Source organism: Micromonospora sp. NPDC005087 (assembly GCF_042872965.1).
In the GTDB taxonomy this organism is placed as follows: domain Bacteria; phylum Actinomycetota; class Actinomycetes; order Mycobacteriales; family Micromonosporaceae; genus Micromonospora.
On record NZ_JBIALB010000003.1, the window covers coordinates 305489 to 324388 of the forward strand.

The window sequence follows — 18900 nt, forward strand, 5'->3', positions numbered from 1 at the left end:
AATCTCAGTCATCTTGATCGATTGGACTGCCGCTGTCGTTTGGAGAGGCAGCGAGGCAGCGACCGCGACCCAGCGACCCCGACCCAGCGGCGGGGCCGGCCGGCGAGCGGAAACGCCGTGCCGGCCGGCCCGCGCCGCCCACTGTCCTAGAAGGTGTGCTCGGCGGCCGGGAACTCGCCGCCGCGGACCTCGTCGGCGAATCGACGGGTGGCGTCGGTGAGGGCGCCGGCGAGATCCGCGTACCGCTTCACGAAGCGTGGTGCCTTGCCGGTACGCAGGCCGGCCATGTCCTGCCAGACCAGCACCTGCGCGTCGGTGGCCGGGCCCGCCCCGATGCCGACCGTGGGGATCGGCAGCTCGTGGGTGACCTGCTTGGCCACCTCACCCGGCACCATCTCCAGCACCACCGCGAACGCGCCGGCCTCGGCCACCGCCCGCGCGTCGGCCAGCACCTCGTCGGCCGCGTCGCCCCGGCCCTGCACCCGGTAACCGCCCAGGGTGTGCTCGCTCTGCGGGGTGAAACCGATGTGCGCCATCACCGGGATACCCGCGCCGACGATCGCGGCGATCTGCGCGGCGCAGCGGCGGCCACCCTCCAGCTTCACCGCGTGGCAGCCACCCTCCTTCATGAACCGGACGGCGGTGCGCAGCGCCTGGGTCGGGCCCTCCTCGTACGAGCCGAACGGCAGGTCACCGACGATGAGTGCCTGCCGGGTCGCCCGTACGACGGCCCGCACCAGCGGGAGCAGTTCGTCGGCGGTGACCGGCAGGGTGGTCTCGTAGCCGAACACGTTGTTCGCGGCCGAGTCGCCGACCAACAGCACCGGAACTCCGGCCTGGTCGAAGATCGCCGCCGTGTACTGGTCGTACGAGGTGAGCATCGGCCACCGTTCGCCGCGCTCCTTGGCGGCGATGAGGTCGCGGGTACGGACTCGTCGCGTGGCCGGCCCGCCGTACAGGGCGGTCACCTCGTTCGGAGTGGACTCCACCATCACTGTCTCCTTCCTCGAGGCCGCCTGCGCGGTCCCCGGGTTCCGCAGCGATCGTCGCACCGCGGAAGGGGGTGACGGCAGGGCGCAGTGCGAGATGTCACTCCACCGCACCCGGGCGACTCAGCCGTGCTCGCGCCACCGGCTGGTGATCGGCAGCCGACGGTCCCGCCCGAACGCCTTCATCGAGATCTTCGCGCCCGGAGCGGACTGCCGTCGCTTGTACTCGGCGGTATCCACCAGCCGCAGCACCTTGTCCACCACCGCCGGGTCGTGGCCCGACTCGACGAGCCCGTCCCGGCCGAGGTCGCCGTCGACGTATCCGATCAGGATCGGGTCCAGCACGTCGTAGTCGGGCAGGGTGTCGCTGTCCAGCTGGCCCGGGCTCAGCTCGGCGCTCGGCGGCTTGCCGATCGAGTTCTCCGGGATCGGCGCGGTCTCGCCCCGCCGCATCGCGTCCGCGTTGCGCCACTTCGCGAGCCGCCAGACCAGCGTCTTCCAGACGTCCTTGATGGGGTTGAAGCCGCCCACCGAGTCGCCGTACAGGGTGGAGTAGCCGACCGCCAGCTCGCTCTTGTTGCCGGTGGTCAGCACCAGGTGGCCCTCCTGGTTCGACAGGGCCATCAGGATCACGCCGCGTACCCGGGCCTGAAGGTTCTCCACCGCCACCCCGGAGAGCGACAGGTTGGCCAGGAAGCCGTCCACCATCGGCTGGATCGGTTCCACCCGGTAATCCAGCCCGGTGCGCTTGGCCAGGTCGGCGGCGTCCTCCCGGGAGTGCTCCGAGGAGTGCTGGCTGGGCAGCGACACCCCGACCACCCGGTCCGGGCCGAGCGCGTCGACGGCGAGCGCGGCCACCACCGCGGAGTCGATGCCGCCGGAGAGGCCGAGCACCACCGACGGGAACCGGTTCTTGTTGACGTAGTCGCGCAGGCCGAGCACCAGCGCCTGCCACACCTCGGCCTCGTCGGCCACCGGCTCGATCGACCCGCCGATCGCGGGCGGCCCGGACGGCGTGGGCGGGATGACGTCCACCGTGCTGTGCGCCACCCGCATGGCGTCCGCGACGGCCTCCACGGCCGGTGTCTCGGCGGCGGCCGGGAGCTCCACGTCGTGCACGAGCAGGTGCTCGACGAACTGCGGGGCCCGGGTCAGCAGCTCACCGTCGGCGCCCACGATCATCGAGTCGCCCTCAAAGACCAGCTCGTCCTGGCCGCCGATCATGTTGACGTACGCGATGGCGGCGCCGGCCTCGGCGGCCCGGCGGCGGACCAGCGGCAGCCGGATGTCGTCCTTGTTCAGCTCGTACGGCGAGCCGTTGATGTTGACCACGAGGCCGACCCTGGCCTGCCGGGCGGCGGCGAACGGGCCGCCGGCCTGCCACAGGTCCTCGCAGATGGTCAGCGCGACGTCCACCCCGCCGATCCGCACGACGGTCAGCGTGTCGCCGGAGACGAAGTAGCGATCCTCGTCGAAGACGCCGTAGTTGGGCAGGTGGTGCTTGAAGTAGCGGGCGGCCACCGCGCCCCGGTGCAGCAGGGCGGCGGCGTTGCGGGCGCCCCGGCCCGGCTCGGCGTCCCCGCTGACCTGCGGCGGCCCGTCGGCGTCCAGGTAGCCGACCACGACCGGCAGCGCGCCGAGGCCGTCTGCCGCGAGGTCGGCGGCGAGCCGCTCCAGGGCGGCCCTGGACGCGGCGACGAAGGAACGCCGGAAGACCAGGTCCTCGACCGGGTACCCGGTCAGCATCATCTCCGGGAAGAGCACCAGCTGGGCGCCGGCGTCGGCGGCCTGGCGTGTCCAGCTGCGGACCAGGTCGGCGTTGCCGGCGAGGTCGCCGACGCTCGGGTTGACCTGGGACAGGGCGAGACGCAGGGTGGGCATGCCCTCATCTTGCCCCAGCCGCTCGGGGCGGACACGGCGCCCGGCGGGAGATGCGGGCCACGCGCCGCTGGGCTCGGCCACCCACCGGACGGCCGGCTCACGTCGGGCCGCTGTCCGCGCGCGGGCACCTCGGCGGCCACGGCAGGACGGCGGCCGGGCGTTGGCGTAACGTCGGCGTAACCGGGCCCGTGGAGACTGGTCGGTCAGGCCCGGCCAGCCCGGCCGGTGATGGCAAACAGGTGTCGCGAGGGGTGGAAGTGGACCGTCAGCAGGAGTTCGTCCTCCGTACGCTGGAAGAGCGGGACATCCGGTTCGTCCGGCTGTGGTTCACGGACGTGCTGGGCACGCTCAAGAGCGTGTCGGTGGCGCCCGCCGAGCTGGAGGCAGCCTTCGAGGAGGGCATCGGCTTCGACGGCTCGGCGATCGAGGGCTTCGCCCGGGTCTTCGAATCCGACATGGTCGCCATGCCCGACCCGACGACCTTCCAGGTCTTCCCGTTCGAGGGCGGGGTCAGCGGCGAGAGTGCCCGGATGTTCTGCGACATCCTGCTGCCCGACGGGGGGCCTTCCTGGGCCGATCCGCGACACGTGCTGCGCCGGGCGCTGTCCAAGGCCGCCGAGAAGGGCTTCACCTTCTACACCCACCCCGAGATCGAGTTCTTCCTGCTGGAGAACGGCCCCCAGGACGGCTCGGTGCCCATTCCGGTGGACACCGGCGGCTACTTCGAGCACACCACCCACGCCGTCGCCCGGGACTTCCGGCGGCAGGGCGTGCTGGCGCTGGAGCGGATCGGGATCTCGGTGGAGTTCAGCCACCACGAGGTCGCCCCCGGCCAGCAGGAGATCGACCTGCGTTACGCCGACGCGCTCACCACCGCCGACAACATCATGACCTTCCGGCACGTGGTCAAGGAGGTGGCGCTCTCCACCGGCGTGCAGGCGAGCTTCATGCCGAAGCCGTTCACCGACCAGCCGGGCAGCGGCATGCACACCCACCTGTCGCTGTTCGAGGGCGAGCGCAACGCCTTCCACGACAACGGCGACCCGATGAAGCTCTCCAAGGTGGCGAAGTCGTTCATCGCCGGCCTGCTGGTGCACGCCCGCGAGTACACCGCGGTCACCAACCAGTGGGTCAACTCGTACAAGCGGCTCTTCCCGCAGCACCTGCCGGACCGGATCACCGAGAGCCCGGCGTACGTCTGCTGGGGGCACCTGAACCGGTCCGCGCTGGTCCGGGTGCCGGCCTACGGCAAGCCCAACTCGGCCCGGGTCGAGGTCCGTTCGCCGGACTCGGCGGCCAACCCGTACCTCGCCTTCGCGGTGCTGCTCGGCGCCGGCATGAAGGGCATCGAGGAGGGCTACGAGCTGCCGCCGGGCGCCGAGGACGACGTCTGGTCGCTGACCAACGCCGAGCGGCGGGCGATGGGGTACGAGGCGCTGCCGGAGAACCTCGCCGAGGCGATCGACGTGATGGCCGGGTCCGAGCTGGTCGCCGAGGTGCTCGGCGAGCACGTCTTCGACTTCTTCCTGCGCAACAAGCGAGCCGAGTGGGAGCAGTACCGCCGCGAGGTCACCCCGTACGAGCGGCAGCGCTACCTGGCGCTGTAGCCACGGGGGCTGACGCCGTTGCGCGCTGCCGCTATCGTCTCGATCACCGCGCCGGTACCCCTCCGGGCGGAGAGTCGGGAGGCAGTCGGTGCTGGAGGATCTGCTCAGCGGTGCCTGGCAGAGCGTCTTGTTCGGTGTCGTCGGCGTGGGGCTGATGGCGGCCGGGTTCGGGCTGGTCGACCTGCTCACTCCCGGCCGCCTGCGGGACCTGATCTGGGTGGACCGCAACGCCAACGCGGGGCTGCTGCTCGCCGCCAACCAGCTGGGCATCGCCGGGATCGTCTTCACCGCGATCCTCACCAGCTACAGCGACTTCGGCAAGGGGCTCGCCTCCACCGTGGTGTTCGGGCTGCTCGGTCTGGCCATCATGGCGCTGGCCTTCGTGGTGCTCGACCTGCTCACCCCGGGCAAGCTCGGCGAGGTCATCTGCTCGCCGGAGCCGCACCCGGCGGCCCGGGTCAGCGCGGTCACCCACTTCGGCGCGGCGCTGATCGTCTGCGCCTGCATCGCCTGAGCGCGGTCGTCGTACCCCGGCCGTAGCGTGCCGGGCATGAACCGCACGGACCGCCTCTACGCCCTGGTCGAGGAGCTGCGGGCGATGTCGCCCCGGCCGCGTAGCGCCCGCTGGCTGGCCGCGCGTTTCGAGGTGAGCAGCCGGACCATCGAGCGCGACATCGGCGCCCTGCAGGAGGCCGGCGTGCCGATCTGGGCGGAGCCGGGGCGCACCGGCGGCTACGTGCTGGACCGCGCCCGCACCCTGCCCCCGGTCAACCTCACCGCCGCCGAGGCGGTGGCGATGGCCGTCGCGCTGCACCGGCTCGCCGGCACGCCGTTCGCCGGGCCCGGTGCCACCGCGCTGCGCAAGCTGGTGGCGGTCCTGCCGGCCGCCGACGCGGCCGAGGCGCACCGGCTCGCCGGCCGCGTGCACCTGATCGGCGACGGGCCGGCCACGCCCGTCCCGGCCATCGTCGCCGACGCGGTCGCAGCGCGGCGGGTGCTGCGCATCCGGTACGCGAACCGCGACGGCGCTGATTCGGCACGCGACGTCGAGCCGCTCGGCTACCTCGGCAACCCTCGACACTGGTACCTGCTCGCCTGGTGCCGGCTGCGCGACGAGCTGCGCTGCTTCCGCACTGACCGGATCCGGGGCGTGCGGGCACTGCCCGAGGTGGTGGCCCGGGAGCTGCGCCCGGCGGATCTCGACATCCCGCAGGAGCGGGTCCGACGGCTCAGCCTGGTCTGAGACCGACGGCGCGGGTCGCGTCGGGCACGGCCCGGCCGGCGCGGACCCCGTCGGGTGATCCGGAAACACCGACAGGACGGTGTCGTGGACGGCCCCGAGACTGCTCCTGACGACGGCCGCACGGCCGGCACGGGAAACCTGGAGGCAGCAGATGTCCACGACGCCCATCACCTGGTTCGAGATCGGCACCGATCGGCCGGAGGAGGCGGAGCGCTTCTACGGCGAGTTGTTCGGTTGGACCTTCGAGGAGCAGGGCGCGGCCAACGGCGGGTCCTACCGGGTGACCGGCGCCGGTGGCGACACCGGAATCGGCGGGGCGATCCGGGCGACCGACGGGACGTCGCCGAACTACGCCGTGTTCTACGCCGAGGTCGCCGACGTGGCCCAGACCTGCCAGCGGGCCGAGGCGGCCGGCGGCAAGGTGCTGGTGGCGGCGCGTACGACCCCGAGCGGGCTCACCCTCGCCCATCTGCTCGACCCGGCCGGCAACCACCTCGGCGTGTTCACGCCCCCGCCCGCCCCCGCCGGCTGACGGTCTGGTCGGTGGCGGCCCCGCCCGGTCGGGCGGGGCCGCCGACGGTCACCTGCCGGCCGTACCGCCGGGGCCGCCGTGTCCGCCCGGCCCGCCGTGACCACCCGGACCGCGGTGGCCGCCCGGGCCGGGGAAGACACCGGCCTCGACGGCCTTGGTGATCGCGTCGGCCTGCTCCTGGGTGAGCTTGCCGTCCTTGACCGCCTGGTCGAGCCGCTCCTTGAGCGCGGCCTGCCGGTCCTCGGTGGACGGCCGCTCCGGCCGGTCAGCGCGCTGCTGCTCGCGGACCTTCTCCAGCGCGGCGGTCACCTTGTCGGGGGAGACGCCCAGCTCCTTGGCGAGCGCCTCGGCGAACTCGCCCTGCCGGTCGGCCTTCGTGCCCGGGCCGTCGGCGGTGCTACTGGCGCTCGGCGTCGACGTGGCGTCCGCGGCGAACGCGATCGTCGGGGCCGCGATCCCCACGCCGAGGACGCCGGCGGTGGCCAGACCGGCCAGCAGGTGCTTCTTGCGGATGGTGCGGGACATGCTCTCCTCCAGATTCTCGGTGGTGCTGCGATGTCATCACCGACAGTGACCAGCCCGGCTGGGTGGAACCCGTGCCGAAGCTGTCCGCCAGCTGGCAATCCGGCCCGCCGAGTCGGACAAACGGGTTGCCTCGGTACGCCCGATGGGTGAGGGTGGTTCCTCGCCGTGCCCCGGGTGGGCCGAGCCGTGCGGGCCCGGTCGACCGGGATCCACCGACGGAAGGCAGCCTCTCGTGACGTCCACACCGATCCGGGAACTCCCGATCACCGACCCGCAGGCCGGGCCGTACGGCATCACCACCGGCCCCGACGAGGCCCTATGGCTGACCCTGGTCCACGCCGGCGCGATCGCCCGGGTGGACGTGGATGGTTCGGTGCGCCGCTGGGCGGCCGGCGATCCGGGCAGCCGGCCCTTGATCGTCACGTCCGGTCCGGACGGCGCGCTCTGGTTCACCCGCTCCGGGGACGACCGGATCGGCCGGATCACCACCGACGGGGAGCAGCGCGAGGTCGCGTTGCCGGCGGGCACCGGCCCGTGCGGCATCGCCGCGGGCCCGGACGGCGCCCTCTGGTACGCCGGGATGAACTCCGACACCGTCGGACGGGTGAGCACCGACGGGGTGGTCACCGAGGTGCCGTTGCCGGTCTCCGGGGCGTTCGCCTCGATGGTGGCGGCCGGCCCGGACGACGCCGTCTGGTGCACCCTCAACCAGGCGAACGCGATCGCCCGGGTCGGCATGGACGGCGCCGTACGGGTGCACCCGTTGCCCACCGAGCGCGCCGCACCGGTCGGTATCACCGCGGGCGTGGACGGGGCGCTCTGGTTCGTGGAGATCGGGGCCGGTCAGGTCGGGCGGATCAGCCCCGACGGTCAGATCGAGGAGTACCCGCTGCCGGACCGGACGGCCCGGCCGCACGGCATCGTCGCCGATCCGTCCGGGGGCGCCTGGTTCACCGAGTGGGCCGGAAACCGCATCGGCCACGTCGACCCGACCGGCCGGGTCGACACCTACGAGCTGCCCACCCCGAACTCCGAGCCGCACGGCCTCACCGTCGCCCCCGACGGCAGCATCTACGCAGCCTTGGAGAACGGCCACCTGGCCCGCCTCACCTTGTGACGCGGGCGAGGGGAGCGGGTCAGGCGACGGCGGGGGAGACGGTGAGGGTGGCCGTGGTGGTGTCGAGGGTGGCCTGGGTGCCGACGGGGACGGTCAGCTGGCCGGGGCCGTGGCCGATCGGCAGTCCGCCGAGCACCGGTACGCCGAGGCCACCGAGGCGTTCGCCGAGTACGTCGACGATCGTGGTGTCCCAGCCGTCGGCGCAGTCGGTGAACTGGCCGACCGCCACCCCGGCCAACCCGTCCAGCGCGCCGGCCCGGCGCAGGTGGGTGAGCATCCGGTCGACCTTGTACGGAGGTTCCTGCACGTCCTCGATCAACAGCACCGCCCCGGTCAGGTCGGGCAGGTCCGGCGTGCCGATCGACGCGGCGATCATGCACAGGTTGCCGCCGAGCAGGGTGCCGGTGGCCCGACCCGGGACGCGGACCGGATAGGTCTCCTCGCCGGCCACCGCGGTGACCGTCACCGGTTCGGTCGTCATCAGCGCGGCGTGCAGCGACTCGGCCGAGCGCAGCGGGGTGCGTTCATCCCGCCAGGCCGCCCCCGGGCCGTGCACCCCGGCGAGCCGGGCGCCCCGCCAGAGCGCGAACTGCAGCGCGGTGATGTCGGAGAAGCCCGCCACCACCTTCGGGTCGCGGCGGACCGCGGCCATGTCGATGGCGTCCACCACCCGCTGGGCCCCGTATCCGCCACGGGTGCAGATCACCCCGCGCACCTGCGGGTCGGCGAACGCGGCGTTCAGGTCGGCGGCGCGCAGCTCGTCCGCGCCCGCCAGGTAGCCCTGCCGGGCGTACGCGTTCGGCGCCGGCACCGGCCGCAGGCCCCAGCCGGTGAGCAGTTCCATCCCACGGGCCACCCGCTGCGGCGAGGTCGGCCCGGACGGCGACACCAGCAGCACCGTGTCGCCCGGGCGCAGCGCGGGCGGGCGGATGACGGTCAGGTCCTCGCTGATCACAACCGCAGAGCCTATCGACCCCGCTGCGCCGGGTCGGCGCACGTTGGCGGGGGCGGAGAGCGCGGGGCCGTGGCGGGGCGTGGCGCCCGGCGGCGCACCGGCTAGCCTCGACGGGTGGCAACCGCGCTGGTGATCGAGAACGACCCGTCGGACGACCTGCGCCGACTGGGCGAATGGCTGACCGAGGCTGGGCTGGAGCTGTGGGTGGTCCGCCCGCACGCCGGCGACGAGCTCCCCGCCGACCTGGAGGGGTACGCGGCGCTCGTGGTGCTCGGCGGCGAGCAGCAGGCGTACCCGCTGCCGGACGGCTCGCCCGGCGCACCCTGGTTCCCGGCGGTGGAGGGGCTGCTGCGCAAGGCGGTCCGCCACCGGGTGCCCACGCTGGCCGTCTGCCTGGGGGCGCAGCTGCTCGCCGCCGCGCACGCCGGGCTGGTCGAGCGGAGCCCGTCCGGGCCGGAGATCGGCCCCGGCGTGGTCGGCCGGCGGGACGCCGCAGAGAACGACCCGCTCTTCCGGTACGTGCCGCTGATCCCGGACGTGCTCCAGTGGCACTCGGACGAGATCACCGAGCTGCCCCGAGGCGCCACCCTGCTGGCCGCCTCCACCCGCTACCCGAACCAGGCGTTCCGGCTCGGTGACCGGGCCTGGGGGCTGCAGTTCCACATCGAGTGCGACACCGCGATGATCGCCGACTGGGCCGCCGACTCGACGCTCCTCGCCGACCTGGGCTACGACCCGGAGCTGGTGGTCGCGGCCTGCGCCTCGGTGATGGTCGACGTGGAGGAGGTCTGGCAGCCGTTCGCCGCCCGGTTCGCCGCGCTGGCCCTCGGTGAGCTGGACGACAGCACCGTGCGGCGTGGCCTGCCGCTGCTCGGGCACTGATGAGCCGGCCGACCAGGGCGTCGGGCCGGCTCGCCCGGTACGGCTTCGGCACCGCCGAGGGCGACGGCGGGGCGCGCGCCGCCGACCTGCTCGGCCCGGACGGGCTGCGGTTGTGGCGGCCGGCGGAGCAGGAGCCGGTCGACGAGCCGGCCGTGGAGCTGCTCGCCGCGCTGTCCCGGGCCGCCGACCCGGACCTGGCGCTTCGCCAGCTGCACCGCATCGTCGAGGCCGAACGCCGCACGAACGGCGGCACCGCGCCCGGCGTGACCGACCCCGGGTCGCCGCTGCTCGCGGAGCTGCACGCCGACTCCGGGTTGCGGCGGCGGCTGATCGCGGTGCTCGGCGCCTCGTCGGCGCTCGGCGACCATCTGGTGGCCCACCCCGAGCACTACGCGGCGCTGCGCACCGCCCCGGACGGGCTCGCCCCCACCGCCGAGGGGCGGCTGGAGCCGGCCGGCGACGGCAACCCGGTGGCGGTGCTGCGGTCCGCGTACCGGCTGGCCCTGCTGCGGATCGCGGCGGCCGACCTGACCGGCGGGCGCGGCCTGGAGCAGACCATGGCCGCGCTCTCGGCGCTGGCGGACGCGACGCTGGCCGCGGCGTACGAGGTCGCGGTCGCGGAGCTGCCCGCGGGCACCGCGCGGCCCCGGCTGGCCGTGGTGGCGATGGGCAAGTGCGGCGGCGACGAGCTGAACTACGTCTCCGACGTGGACGTCATCTTCGTGGCCGCCGAGGACGCCGACCTCTCCGCCGCCACCCTGGTGGCGACCCGGCTGATCCACATCTGCGGGCTGGTCGCCTGGCCGGTGGACGCGGCGCTGCGTCCGGAGGGCAACCGGGGCCCGCTGGTGCGGACCCTCGCGAGCCACCTGGCCTACTACCGCCGGTGGGCGCGCACCTGGGAGTTCCAGGCGTTGCTCAAGGCCCGCCCGGCCGCCGGTGACCTGCCGCTGGCGAAGGAGTGGATCGACCAGCTCGCGCCGCTGGTGTGGCGAGCGGCGGAACGGCCCGAGGCGGTCGAGGACGTCCGAGCGATGCGGCGCCGGATCATCGACAACATCCCGCCGAAGGAGCTGGAGCGCGAGATCAAGCGCGGCTCCGGCGGGCTGCGCGACATCGAGTTCGCCGTTCAGCTGTTGCAGCTCGTGCACGGTCGTGGCGACGAGACGCTGCGGGTGCCCGGCACCATCCCGGCGTTACGCGCGCTCGTCGCCGGCGGCTACGTCGGTCGTGCCGACGGCGAGGCGCTGCTGCGCGGCTACCGCTTCCTGCGCGGCATCGAGCACCGACTCCAGTTGCAGGGCCTGCGGCGCACCCACACCGTGCCCACCGAGCCGGCCGCGCTGCGCTGGCTCGCCGCCGCGCTGGACTACACGGCGACGCCGGGGCGCAGCGCCGTGGAAGCCTTCCGGGCCGAGTGGGTGACGCACGCCGCCGAGGTACGCCGGCTGCACGCCAAGCTGCTGTACCGACCGCTGCTGGAGTCGGTCGCCCGGGTGCCGGCCGACGGGCTGCGGCTCACCCCGGAGGCGGCCCGGCACCGGCTGGAGATCCTCGGCTTCGCCGACCCGGCCGGGGCGCTGCGCCACCTCCAGGCCCTCACCGGAGGGGTGAGCCGCACCGCGGCCATCCAGCGGACCCTGCTGCCGGTCCTGCTCAGCGAGTTCGCCGACGCGCCGGAGCCGGACCGGGGGCTGCTCAACTACCGACAGGTCTCCGACAAGCTGGGCAGCACCCCCTGGTATCTGCGGCTGCTGCGCGACGGTGGCCCGGTCGCCCGACGGCTGGCCCGGGTCCTCGCCCTCTCCCGGTACGCCGCCGACCTGCTCGCGCGGGATCCGGAGGCGCTGCGGCTGCTGGCCGAGGAGAACGAGCTGGCGCCCCGCCCACGCGAGGTGCTCCGGGAGGGGTTTCTCGCGGCGGCGGCCCGGCACACCGACCCGGTCGAGGCCACCCGGGCGGTGCGCGCGTTGCGCCGCCGGGAGCTGGTCCGGGTGGCGTGCGCCGACGTGCTCTGCCGGGCCGGTTCGCTCGCGCCCACCCCCACCCGTACGGACGGCGGAACCCGGCCGGCCCCCGGGCTGGCCGACATCACCGCCGTCGGCACGGCGCTCGCCGACGTCACCGACGCCACCCTGGCCGCCGCGCTGCGAGCCGCCCAGGCCAGCCAGCCGGCACCGCCCGGACTGCGGTTCGCGGTGATCGGCGTGGGCCGGCTCGGCGGGTACGAGTCGAACTACCTCTCCGACGCCGACGTGCTCTTCGTCTACGACCCGCCCGCCGGGAGCAACGAGAGCGCGGCCAGCGCCGCCGCCCACGCGATCGCCGAGGAGCTGCGCCGGCTGCTCGGCGTGCCCGCGCCCGACCCGCCGCTCGGCGTCGACGCCGACCTGCGCCCCGAGGGCCGGCAGGGCCCCTTGGTGCGCAGCCTCGCCGCCTACGCCCAGTACTACGCCCGCTGGTCGCGCGTGTGGGAGGCCCAGGCGCTGCTGCGCGCCCGGTTCGTCTGCGGTGACGCCGACCTGGGCGCCGAGTTCGAGGCGCTGATCGACCCGGTGCGCTACCCGGCCGAGGGGCTCACCCGCGAGCAGGTCGTCGAGATCCGCCGGATCAAGGCCCGGGTGGAGACCGAGCGACTGCCCCGCGGCGCCGACCCGGCCACCCACACCAAGCTGGGCCGCGGCGGGCTGGCCGACGTGGAGTGGGCGGTGCAGCTGGTCCAGCTCCGGCACGCCGGCGCGGTCCCCGCGCTGCGCGGCACGCGTACCCTCGACGCGCTCGCGGCCGCCGAGCGGGCCGGCCTGATCGACCCGGCGGACGCCGCCGAGATGGCGGCCGGCTGGTCCCTGGCCGCGCAGGTCCGTAACGCGTTGATGCTGGTCCGTGGTCGGGCCGGCGACCAACTGCCCCGGCACGGGGTCGAGTTGGCCGGGGTGGTCGCGCTGCTCGGCCGGGACGACCCGGGGGAGTTCCTCGACGAGTACCTGCGCACGGGCCGCCGCTCCCGCGCCGCGGCGGAACGGGTCCTCGATGCCTGACGCGCTGACCCAGCCGACCGGTACACCGGCCGGCCGGCGGACCGGACGCGCCCGATCCCCGTACGCGGTCTGGGCGCCGGCTGCCGGGGTCGCGGTGTTGCTCGCGGCCGTGTTCCTGCTCGCGCCGCGGATGGGCACCGACCTCGCCGCCCAGGTGGCCCGTGCCGAGTTCGCCGACCGGTACGGTGCCACGCCCCTCGACCTCGGCTGGTACGGCGGCGTCAACCAGTACGGCTACAGCCTGTTCACGGCCCGGTTGGGCGCACTGATGGGCGTGCGTCCGCTGGGCGCCGTGGCCGCCGTGCTCGGCGCGGCCGCGCTGGGCTGGCTGTTCCACCGGAATCGGGCTCGCCGGCCGCTGCTGGCCGGCGTCCTCGGTGCCGTGGTGCTGGTCGGCAACCTGGCGAGCGGCCGGATCACCTTCGCCGTGGGGCTGACGTTCGGGCTGCTGGCGCTCTGCGCGGTCAGCGCGGAGCGTCCACCGCGTTCGGTACGGCTGGCGCTCGCCGCCGCCTGCGCCGCCCTGGCGACGGCCGCGAGCCCGGTCGCCGGCCTGTTCACCGGGCTGGCCGGCGGGGCGTTGCTGCTGGCCGCCCTGCGCCGCGGTGACGGGCCGGGCCGCCCACTGCCGGGTGGCTGGCGGGCGGAGCGACCGTTGGCGGAGGGCGTCGTCCTGGCCGTGGCACCCGCGGTCACGCTGGCTCCGATCGCGTTGTTCTTCGGCAACGGAGGCACCCAGCCCTACTCGGCTGAGTCGATGCGGATCAACGTCGCGCTCGCGGTGCTGGTGGGCGTCGTGCTGCCCCGTCGTCGCCGGGTGCTGCGCGTCGGCGCGGTGCTCACGGTGCTGCTCCTGGTCGGGGCCTACTACGTGCCCAGCCCGATCGGTTCCAACGCGTTGCGCCTGCCGATGCTCTTCGCCCTGCCCGTGCTGGCCGGGTACGCCCCGCTTCCGGGGCCGTGGCTGGCCGGGCTGCTCGCCGCGACCGTGTGGTGGCAGCCCCCGGTGATGGTGAGCGACGTCGTCCGGGCCGGCGCCGCGGAGAGCGCCGCGGCGTTCTACCGGCCGCTCGTCGCGGAACTGGAGCGGCGGCAGCCGGTCGGGCGGGTCGAGGTGGTGCCGCTGCGGGACCACTGGGAGTCCGCGTACCTGCCGCCGACCGTGCCGCTGGCCCGCGGTTGGGAACGCCAGGTCGACAGCGATCGCAATGCGCTGTTCTACGACGGCGGCCTGAGCGCGGAGACCTACGAACACTGGTTACGCGACGTGGCGGTGACCTACGTGGTGCTCGCGGACGCTCCCGCGGACCGCTGGGGCCGCGACGAGGCCGAGCTGATCCGCACCGGCCTGCCGTACCTGCGGGAGGTCTGGCGTGATCCGACCTGGCGGATGTATGCCGTGGTCGATCCGACTCCGCTGGTCGGGGACCCGGGCCAGCTCGTCGCCGCAGACCGGGGCTCGGTCCGGTTGACCGCCGCGCCGGGCGACGTGCTGGTTCGGGTCCGCTGGTCGCGCTGGCTGTCGCTCACCGGCCCGGACGGCTGCGTGCGGCCCGGCGCGAACGGGTGGACCGAGGTGCGGGTTCGCGCCGCCGGTGACTACTCGATCTCCAGCGGCCTCGCACCGGCGAACCACTGCTGACCGGCCGGGGACGCACTCCGGCCGGGTGCCTGCCGTCGGCTCCCCGCCGACGGGCTGGCAGCATGTCGGACGTGCCTCACCACCTCGCGCGCTGGACCGGCCTGGCCGGCTCGACGCTGCTCGCGCTGTCCGCCTTCCTCGGGGGCGCGTTTCCCGGCGGCCCGCTGCGCAGCACCCCGGTCAGCATCTGGCAGGGTCCGAACGGACCGCTGATCCTCGCCGCGTGGGCGGTCGGCATCGGCCTGATGGCATACGCCTGGTGGGCTCTGCGCGACGGGGGGCCGTCGACCCGCTGGGCCCTGGTCACCGTGGCGCTCTGGCTGCTGCCGCTGCTCGTCGCGCCGCCCACCGGCAGCCGGGACGTGTACGCGTACGCCTGCCAGGGCGCCAGCTTCGTCGGCGGCATCAGCCCGTACGAGCAGGGTGTCTCCGCCCTGCCCTGTCCCTGGCTGGACACGGTCTCCTACATCTGGCGGGACACCCCGGCGCCGTACGGTCCGCTGTTCGTGCTCATCGCGGGTGCGGTGGTCAAGGTCGCCGGTTCGCTGACCGCCAGCATCGTGCTGTTCCGGGCGTTGTCGCTGGTCGGGGTGGTGTTGAGCGCGTCGGCACTGCCGGCGCTGGCTCGTCGAGCCGGCGTGCCGGCCAAGCGGGCGGTGTGGCTGGCGCTGGGCTGCCCGCTGGTCGCCGCGCACCTGATCGGTGGCCCACACAACGACGTGCTGATGCTCGCCGCGCTGGTCGGTGGGCTGGCCGTGGTGGCGTCCCGGCCGGGACGGCGTGGGCTGCTGCTGGTTGGCGGGGTGCTGCTCGGTGTCGCGGTGGCGATCAAGGTCACCGCCGTGGTGGTGGTGCCGTTCGCCGCGCTGGCGGCCACCGCCGGGCCGTTCCGGATCCGGACTCTGATCCGCGACGGCGGCTGGGTGGTCGGCGGCGCGGTCGCCACCGTTGTGGGCGTGACCGCCGCCGGTGGGCTGGACTTCGGCTGGGTCGGCGGGTTGTCCCAGGGAGGCGCCGCCGTCGCGTGGACATCCCCGCCGACAGCGGTCGGACAGACGGTCGGCATTGTCGCGGCGCTGTTCGGCGGGCACGTTGACGCGCTGCCGGTGACGCGCGGGATCGCCGTCGTGCTCCTGGCCGTACTCCTGGTCTGGCTCTGGTGGCGGGCTCGCACCCGCGATCCGCTGTTCTACGCCGGCCTCGCGCTCGCCCTCACGGTCGCGCTCTCTCCCGTGGTGCATCCCTGGTACTGGACCTGGCCGTTGTTCGTGCTGGCGGCCACCGCCCGGCGGACCCGGTGGTTCACCGTGGTGGCCCTGGTCGCGTCGTTCCTGGTGCTGCCCGATGGCACCGGCCTGCCCCGGTACACCAAGTCGGTCGGGGCGCCGCTGATGACGCTGTTGGTGATCGTGGTGGTCATCCGGTTGGTACGGTCGGCTCGGGCGGCCCGCCAGCCGGTCGCCGCCGACTGAGGGAAGGTGCGCCGGTGACCGCTCCCGGCGCCCCACCACCATCCGCCGCTCCCGGTCCGCTGACGGCGCGTGCCGCCCGGTACGGCGGCCTGGCCGGCGCGGCCCTGCTCGCCGTTGCCGGGTACCTCGGCGGGGCGCTGGCCGACGCCCCGCTGGGCGCGACGCCGGTGTCGATCTGGCGCTCCCCGGGCGGCCCGGCGACGCTGATCTGCTGGCTGGGCGGCACCGCACTGCTGGTCGGGGCGTGGTGGTCGCTGCGCGAGGGCGCGCCGTCGACGCGGTGGGCGTACGTCACCGCCGGCCTGTGGGCGTTGCCGCTGCTGCTCGCGCCGCCGTTGGGCAGCCGGGACGTGTACTCGTACGCCTGCCAGGGCTGGACGTACGCGCACGGCCTCGACCCGTACGCCACTCCGGTGGCGGCGGCGGGCTGCCCGTGGCTGGACACCGTGGCGTCGATCTGGCGGGACACCCCCGCCCCGTACGGGCCGGTCTTCGTGTTGCTCGCGGCGCTCGCGGTCGGCCTCGGCGGCGGGCTCACCGGGGCGATCGTGCTGCTGCGGGTGATCGCGGTGGCGGGCCTGCTGCTGGCCGCGTTCTGTCTGCCCGCGCTGGCCCGCGCGGCCGGGGTGCCGACCCGACGGGCCGCCTGGCTGGCGCTGGCCAGCCCGCTGGTCGGGGTGCACCTGGTGGCCGGCGCGCACAACGACGCGGTGATGCTGGGCCTGCTGCTGTGCGGGCTGCTGGTGGTGATCCGCCGGCCGGGCCGACCTGCGGCGCTGCTGCTCGCCGGGGCGCTGCTCGGGCTGGCGGTGACGGTGAAGGCGAGTGCCGTGGTGGTGGTGCCGTTCGCCGCGCTGGCCGCGGTGCACGGCCGGTACACCGTGCGGGCGCTGCTGCGCGACGGCGGGTGGCTGGCCGGCGGGCTGCTCGCCGCGCTGCTGGTCACCTCGGCGCTGTCCGGCCTCGGGTTCGGCTGGGTGGGCGGGTTGACCCACAGCGGGGACTCCGAGCAGTGGACGTCGCCGCCCACTGCGGTCGGTTTCGTCGTCGACTACGCGGGCGCGCTGGTCGGCGGGGGCCCGGCGGCGGTGCCGGTGGTCCGGGCGGTCGCGCTGCTGCTGCTCGCCGGAGTGCTGGTGGTGCTCTGGTGGCGGGCCTGGCGGACGCTGCGCGCGTCGAACGACGTCCGGGTGGCCCGGATCGACGCGACCCGCCCCCGGGTGGCGCTGCACGGCGCGGCGCTGGCGCTGGTCGCCACCGTCGTCCTGTCCCCGGTCTTCCACCCCTGGTACGCGACCTGGCCGCTGGCGCTGCTCGCCCTCACCGCCATGCGGACGACGTGGTTCGTGCTGCCGGCGGCCGTGGCGGCCTTCCTCGCACTACCCGACGGCACCAACCTGGCCCGCTTCACCAAGGCCCCCGGCGCCGTGGCGATGACCGCCCTACTCCTGACTGTGCTCCTGCGCGCCCTGCGCCAGCATCCCCGACCGCGCTGATCATGAGGTTAGCGGCGGGCGCCGCAGGCAGGGCAGGAGGCGCGGGGTCGGGCCAGTCGGGCGCGCAGGGCGAGCGCCAGCGGCAGCAGGGCGGGGCCGACCAACGCGACCAGGACAGCCGTCGCGGCGAGCGCCGCCCAGCTCGGGACGAGCCTGCTCGGCAGGCCGTCCGCCGCCCCCGCCAGCGGCTGCAGGGCCAGCAGGCCCACCGGTGTGAGCAGGATCAGGCCGGCCCAGCCGCCCCGGTGGTCGCGGCGCAGCACCAGCCCCGCGCCGAGCAGCACCACCACGGCGAGCACCGCCACGGCGGCGCTCGGCAGAACCGGGACCACGGTCCAGGTGTAGTAGCTCGAGGCGAACACGTCCGGGGGCAACAGATTCGTCCCCGCGAGGCTGGCGGCGCCAGCGGCGACCAGCGGCACCGCCCGCAGCGGCGCCGGCAGCCCGTCGGATGCGCCGAGCGCGACCAGGCCCAACGCGACCTGCGGTAGCAGCACGAACAGCGGCGGGCGCGGCAGGCCGGTGAGTGCGGCGGCGGGGACGAGTGCGACCGTGAGGAGCACCGCGAGCGTGATGGCGCGCCGGGTCCACCGACCGGGCGTCAGGGCATGCACCACCGCGGCGAGCAGCCAGGCGGTCCACGCCATGATGCCGAGCGAGACGAACGGCCCGGCGGCTGGCTCGCCGAAGCCGGGCGGAGCGGGGCGTAGCTCCAGCACCGCCCAGACCCCGGCGAGCGAGGTGGCGGCGAGGAGGGCCAGGACAGCCGCGAGGCGTACGCCTGGCACCAGGTCGGCCGCGCCGGCAGCGCGCACCCGCTGGCGGAGCCCGCCGCGCAGGACGTCCGCGGCGTCCGCGGGCGAGGGCCAACGCCGACCGGGTGCGGCCAGGTCCAGGTAGGTGCCGACGATTTCGGCGCCGCGGGCGCGCCGGTAGTCGGCGGGGTAAATGCGCAGCAGCCGGAGGTAACGGCGTTCCAGGTCGTTCATGCCAGCCCTCCGGCCGTGCGCGGGGTGATCGGGTGGGCGGCGCGAGTCCGCTTGGACAGCCGCGCGGTGGCGGCTTCGACGTTGCGGCGCAGCCGCTCGGTCTCGGCGCTCAGCGTGGCGTCGCCAGCGGGGGAGAGCCGGTAGTAGCGGCGCAGCCGGCCGTCCACCACCTCTTCCCGGTCGACCTCGACGAGGCCGGCGTCGACCAGCCGGTCGAGCGCCCCGTAGAGCGTCCCGGGGCGGAGGGACACGCGGTTGTCGGAGAGGGTGGCGACCTCACCGATCAGCCCGTAGCCGTGCATTGGCTCGGCGGCGAGCGCGGTGAGGATCAGGAAGGTGGGTTCGCGCAGCGGTGTTTCCACCGCCTCAATATATCGGAGACGAAGGTATATCGGGGGGCGTTATAAAGCGGCTGGGGGGGGGGGGGGGGCGCGGGGGGGGCCGCCCCCCCCCGGCCCCCCCCCCCCCCCCAATCAGTGCCACCTTAGCCACTTAACGTATTAGTGGTATTGGTAGGGGGGGGGGGGCTGGG

The 18900-nt window shown here is 74.7% G+C and carries 16 protein-coding genes; 10 read left to right on the forward strand and 6 right to left on the reverse strand.

Translation table 11 applies throughout. From position 1 onward, the window contains the following. Positions 1 to 146: 146 nt before the first annotated feature. Both panB and ACFYPS_RS09655 read right to left on the reverse strand, forming a co-directional pair. On the reverse strand, positions 147 to 992 hold the full coding sequence (gene panB / locus ACFYPS_RS09650) for a 3-methyl-2-oxobutanoate hydroxymethyltransferase (RefSeq protein ID WP_354968525.1): 846 nt from the start codon (positions 990 to 992) through the stop codon (positions 147 to 149). 120 nt (positions 993 to 1112) lie between these two features. Beyond that, positions 1113 to 2870, reverse strand: coding sequence for an NAD+ synthase (locus ACFYPS_RS09655; RefSeq protein ID WP_354968526.1), 1758 nt, complete (start codon positions 2868 to 2870; stop codon positions 1113 to 1115). Positions 2871 to 3127: 257 nt separating this feature from the next. On the opposite strand from ACFYPS_RS09655, the gene glnA reads away from it, so the two are divergent. The 4 genes from glnA (at position 3128) to ACFYPS_RS09675 (ending at position 6252) form a co-directional block, all read left to right on the forward strand. After that, a complete protein-coding gene (gene glnA / locus ACFYPS_RS09660; protein WP_354968527.1) occupies positions 3128 to 4477 on the forward strand; it encodes a type I glutamate--ammonia ligase in 1350 nt (449 codons plus the stop codon). 88 nt (positions 4478 to 4565) lie between these two features. Continuing rightward, the gene (locus tag ACFYPS_RS09665) at positions 4566 to 4991 is read left to right on the forward strand and encodes a DUF350 domain-containing protein (RefSeq protein ID WP_387323805.1); all 426 of its coding nucleotides are present in this window, start codon (positions 4566 to 4568) and stop codon (positions 4989 to 4991) included. Between the two features lie 36 nt (positions 4992 to 5027). Further along, positions 5028 to 5720, forward strand: coding sequence for a WYL domain-containing protein (locus tag ACFYPS_RS09670; RefSeq protein ID WP_354968529.1), 693 nt, complete (start codon positions 5028 to 5030; stop codon positions 5718 to 5720). A gap of 151 nt (positions 5721 to 5871) precedes the next feature. Continuing rightward, the gene (locus ACFYPS_RS09675; protein WP_354968530.1) at positions 5872 to 6252 is read left to right on the forward strand and encodes a VOC family protein; all 381 of its coding nucleotides are present in this window, start codon (positions 5872 to 5874) and stop codon (positions 6250 to 6252) included. A 48-nt stretch (positions 6253 to 6300) separates the two neighbouring features. On the opposite strand, the gene ACFYPS_RS09680 is transcribed toward ACFYPS_RS09675, so the two are convergent. Continuing rightward, on the reverse strand, positions 6301 to 6777 hold the full coding sequence (locus ACFYPS_RS09680) for a hypothetical protein (protein ID WP_354968531.1): 477 nt from the start codon (positions 6775 to 6777) through the stop codon (positions 6301 to 6303). Positions 6778 to 7009: 232 nt separating this feature from the next. Here ACFYPS_RS09680 and ACFYPS_RS09685 point away from each other — a divergent pair, with 232 nt between their 5' ends. Then, positions 7010 to 7894, forward strand: a complete 885-nt coding sequence (locus ACFYPS_RS09685; RefSeq protein ID WP_354968532.1) for a virginiamycin B lyase — start codon at positions 7010 to 7012, stop codon at positions 7892 to 7894. Between the two features lie 19 nt (positions 7895 to 7913). Here ACFYPS_RS09685 and ACFYPS_RS09690 read toward each other — a convergent pair whose 3' ends face one another. Further along, entirely contained in the window at positions 7914 to 8849 is a 936-nt protein-coding gene (locus tag ACFYPS_RS09690) for an LD-carboxypeptidase (RefSeq protein WP_354968533.1), read from the reverse strand. A 114-nt stretch (positions 8850 to 8963) separates the two neighbouring features. Here ACFYPS_RS09690 and ACFYPS_RS09695 point away from each other — a divergent pair, with 114 nt between their 5' ends. The 5 genes from ACFYPS_RS09695 (at position 8964) to mptB (ACFYPS_RS09715) (ending at position 17379) form a co-directional block, all read left to right on the forward strand. Then, positions 8964 to 9731, forward strand: a complete 768-nt coding sequence (locus tag ACFYPS_RS09695) for a type 1 glutamine amidotransferase (protein WP_354968534.1) — start codon at positions 8964 to 8966, stop codon at positions 9729 to 9731. Beyond that, positions 9731 to 12769: a bifunctional [glutamine synthetase] adenylyltransferase/[glutamine synthetase]-adenylyl-L-tyrosine phosphorylase gene (locus ACFYPS_RS09700; protein ID WP_354968535.1), complete on the forward strand. Its 3039-nt coding sequence runs from the start codon at positions 9731 to 9733 to the stop codon at positions 12767 to 12769. The genes ACFYPS_RS09695 and ACFYPS_RS09700 overlap by 1 nt, the downstream gene beginning before the upstream one ends. Continuing rightward, entirely contained in the window at positions 12762 to 14411 is a 1650-nt protein-coding gene (locus ACFYPS_RS09705) for a hypothetical protein (RefSeq protein WP_354968536.1), read from the forward strand. The genes ACFYPS_RS09700 and ACFYPS_RS09705 overlap by 8 nt, the downstream gene beginning before the upstream one ends. Positions 14412 to 14482: 71 nt before the next feature. After that, the gene (gene mptB, locus ACFYPS_RS09710) at positions 14483 to 15883 is read left to right on the forward strand and encodes a polyprenol phosphomannose-dependent alpha 1,6 mannosyltransferase MptB (RefSeq protein WP_354968541.1); all 1401 of its coding nucleotides are present in this window, start codon (positions 14483 to 14485) and stop codon (positions 15881 to 15883) included. A gap of 14 nt (positions 15884 to 15897) precedes the next feature. Further along, positions 15898 to 17379, forward strand: a complete 1482-nt coding sequence (mptB, locus tag ACFYPS_RS09715) for a polyprenol phosphomannose-dependent alpha 1,6 mannosyltransferase MptB (protein ID WP_354968537.1) — start codon at positions 15898 to 15900, stop codon at positions 17377 to 17379. Positions 17380 to 17387: 8 nt separating this feature from the next. On the opposite strand, the gene ACFYPS_RS09720 is transcribed toward mptB (ACFYPS_RS09715), so the two are convergent. Both ACFYPS_RS09720 and ACFYPS_RS09725 read right to left on the reverse strand, forming a co-directional pair. Continuing rightward, complete coding sequence (locus tag ACFYPS_RS09720; protein ID WP_354968538.1) at positions 17388 to 18368, reverse strand: hypothetical protein; 981 nt, start codon at positions 18366 to 18368, stop codon at positions 17388 to 17390. Continuing rightward, entirely contained in the window at positions 18365 to 18730 is a 366-nt protein-coding gene (locus tag ACFYPS_RS09725) for a helix-turn-helix transcriptional regulator (protein ID WP_354968539.1), read from the reverse strand. Before ACFYPS_RS09725 ends, ACFYPS_RS09720 begins: the two co-directional genes overlap by 4 nt. Between the last annotated feature and the right edge of the window lie 170 nt (positions 18731 to 18900).